Genomic DNA, 2,998 nt, shown 5'->3' on the forward strand with positions numbered 1-2,998 from the left:
CCGGACGTGCAGCCGGCGCACGACTGGTACACGCGCCAGCTGGGCTTCCGCTGCGCCGAGTACACGGAGACCGAGAGCGACCCGCCCCGCGTCTGGGCCTCGTGGGTCCACCGCAAGCAGAACGTCCACGACGTCGCCCTCATGAACGGGGCCGGGCCGCGGCTGCACCACGTGGGCTTCTGGGTGCTGGACACGCAGAGCGTGCTGCGCGCGTGCGACGTCCTCGCCGGCGCCGGGTGGCACGCGGCCATCGAGCGCGGGCCGGGGCGCCACGGCATCTCCAACGCGTTTTTCCTCTACCTGCGCGATCCCGATGGCCACCGCATCGAGCTCTACACGGGGGACTACCTGACGGCCGATCCGGATTTCCGGCCGATCCGCTGGAGCATCCACGATCCGCGCCGCCAGACGTTCTGGGGTCACGCGGCGCCAGCGACGTGGTTCGAGGAAGCGTCGCCCGTGGCGTCGATCGAGGACGGCCGCCTGGTTGCGGCGCGCGCGCCGGTCCTTCACGATCGGCCGCAGACGGCGACGTGACGCCCGCATTGAGCCCGCTCCAACGCGACAAGGTTCGGTCGAGCGCAGGCCGTCCCGGATGGCCGCCGCCGCTCTTGGGTAACGCTACCCGAGGGCGGGGAATCCGCGTTGATCCGCGAAAAGATCGGACCTGTGCAGGCCGGGCTTCTGGCGTTCAACCGGGTGTTCGGCACCGCCATCCTCTTCCTGCCGGACTTCGTGGTGGCGAGCGCTCGCCAGGACGCGTGGATCTCCGGGTTGCTGGCGACGGCCGGCGGAGCGGGTTTCGCGTGGTTCTACTGCACGCTGGCCCTGCGGTTTCCGGGACGCAACCTGATCGAGATCCTGCGCCTGACGTTCGGTCGCTGGCTTGGCGACGCGCTGGGCTGGATCTTTGTTTCCTGGTGGATCCTGACCATCGCGGTGATCATCCGCAAGTTCGTGGAGTTCCAGCTTCTTGCGGCCCTGCGCTTCACGCCGATCGTGGTGGTCGACGCGAGCTTCCTCCTCGTCGCCTGGTACGCCGTGCGTGCCGGGTTGGAAGTCATCGCGCGCCTCGAGACGATGATCTTTCCCCTGTCGGCGCTCGCCACGCTCGGGATCGCGGTCCTCATCGCGCAGCAGCTCGATCTCAGCTACCTCACGCCCATCCTGGAGTATGGCTGGCTGCCGGTCTTTCAGGGGGCGATGTACCACCTTGCGTGGATGGGCGAGGCCACCATGGCGCTTGTCCTTTGGATGCCGTACAACAGCGATCCGGTCCGCGCGCGCCGGTGGATCGCCGGCGGCACGGCCTTCGCGGGCCTGTCGACGACGCTCCTGACCGCGTTGCCCGTCGCGCTGTTCGGCCCCGAATTCACGAAACAGCTGGTCATCCCTGTCTATTCGGTGGTGCAGGCGATCAATGTCAGCGATTTCCTCACCAACGCGGACCCGGTCTTCGTCGTGTTCTGGTCGTTGGAGAACTTCACCCGGGTCGCCCAGGGATACCTGGCCGCCAACCTGTTGCTCACTGCCCTCCTGGGGCTTCGCTCCTACCGTCCGACTTCGTCCGCCCTTGGGGCCTTCCTGTGCGCCTTCAGCATCTGGGCATGGAGCAACGTGAGCGAGGTCCTGACCTTCCTCAGCAACGTGTGGGTCCCGATGACCTTAGTCTTCGCGGGCAGTGGCCTGCCGCTGCTCACCTGGGTGCTCGCCGTGATGCGAGGCCTGCGCCCCCGGCCGAAGAACGAGGAGACGGTGACCGAGGCGGCCGAGGGTTACCCCTTGTTCCGCGGCTGAACGGGCAGGTCACGGTCCGAACCATTGCATGATCGGGGGCAGGATCTTCAGCAGGTTCAAGATGGACAGCGCGTAGGCGAGGGCCAGGAGCACGCCGAAGGTCCAGCGCTCGCCCGCATTTCCGGGTCCCGCCAGCTCGGGGGCCTGGGCGATCGCCAGCAACGCGAACACAAGCGTCAGAAGCAGGTAGACCACGTCATCGCCCTTCCTTCAGCGTGGCGTTCGCGGTGATCCCGGTGCGGCGCACCTCGACCCTCGCCGAGAGCTCGACCGGCACGTCGCGCATGCGCGCCGGCCAATCCGCCTGCAGAGCCCTCCAGTCCGCAGGGTCGTTCCGATGAATGGCTCGACCGAAACCGAAGGGGTCCACGCGCGCTCGCTCGGCCTCGCGGATCGTCTCGGCGACGCGGGCGATGATCTCCTCGGCCGCGGCGCGGCTGATCTCCGCGTACACGGTGGGGTCCTTGAGATCCAGGCGGCTTCGGTTGTCGACGATGTCGTCCTCGGCCCAGAACTCCACGCGGATCCGCGGGCCGTCCGGGGTGCGCTCCGCGCTCAGGCGCGTCGTGGTGTTGAGCAACTCGAGGTCGATTTCGCCCTGCGGCAGGCGGACGGTCACCGTGCTCTGCGTGATCATGTTGCGCAGCCACAGCACGCCCCGCGCCACCGGATCGGAAAGCGTCGCCGCGAGGCGGCCACGACGGTCGAAGAGCGCGGCGCCGACCAGGCTGACGTCGCTGGGGATCGTGCGCGAGGGAACCGGCGACGGGGAAACGACGTTCACGAGCGGAGCCACCGGATCGATGCCGGGCTCGTAGGCGTCGCGGAAGAAGACATACAGCGGCACGCGCATGAAGGGCCGTTGGCCCGTCAGCTTGCGCAGGAAGTCGCCGACGCTTTCTTCCAGAGGAGGCGTCGCGGCCAGCACGTCCTCCGCGCGACCGGCCGCCACCAGCACGGGCACGTGCGGGTGGACCTGGCGGAACCGGGACAGGAAGTCGAGGAGCGGCAACACGCTGTCGCGTCGCGCCACCTCGGCGCTGAAGACGATCGCGCGCATGTGGGACCACTCGAGCCGCCGCGACGACCGCTCCTGCAGTAGCGACAGGATCTGACCCCAGGAAGTGCCACGGGCCGAGAGGAGGATGGCCCCGGGCGACTGCGTCGTCGACAGGGCCCCGCCGGACCCGCCACCGAGACC

Annotated in this window: 4 protein-coding genes; 2 read left to right on the forward strand and 2 right to left on the reverse strand. The window is 68.6% G+C overall.

Annotation, left to right across the window (positions count from 1 at the left end; genetic code table 11):
- Both IRZ18_09320 and IRZ18_09325 read left to right on the forward strand, forming a co-directional pair.
- The coding region (locus IRZ18_09320) for a VOC family protein (protein ID MBX5477304.1) at positions 1-537 on the forward strand (537 nt) is incomplete at its 5' end.
- A 108-nt stretch (positions 538-645) separates the two neighbouring features.
- Positions 646-1,797 carry an endospore germination permease gene (locus tag IRZ18_09325; GenBank protein MBX5477305.1) on the forward strand — a complete coding sequence of 384 codons (1,152 nt, stop codon included), beginning with the start codon at positions 646-648 and terminating at the stop codon, positions 1,795-1,797.
- 9 nt (positions 1,798-1,806) lie between these two features.
- Here IRZ18_09325 and IRZ18_09330 read toward each other — a convergent pair whose 3' ends face one another.
- Complete coding sequence (locus IRZ18_09330) at positions 1,807-1,992, reverse strand: hypothetical protein (protein MBX5477306.1); 186 nt, start codon at positions 1,990-1,992, stop codon at positions 1,807-1,809.
- A gap of 1 nt (position 1,993) precedes the next feature.
- Positions 1,994-2,998, reverse strand: a 1,005-nt coding sequence (locus tag IRZ18_09335) for a Ger(x)C family spore germination protein (GenBank protein MBX5477307.1), incomplete at its 5' end; no start/stop codon positions are given.

Source organism: Clostridia bacterium (assembly GCA_019683875.1).
Taxonomy (GTDB): Bacteria; Bacillota; Sulfobacillia; order RBS10-35; family Bu92; genus Bu92.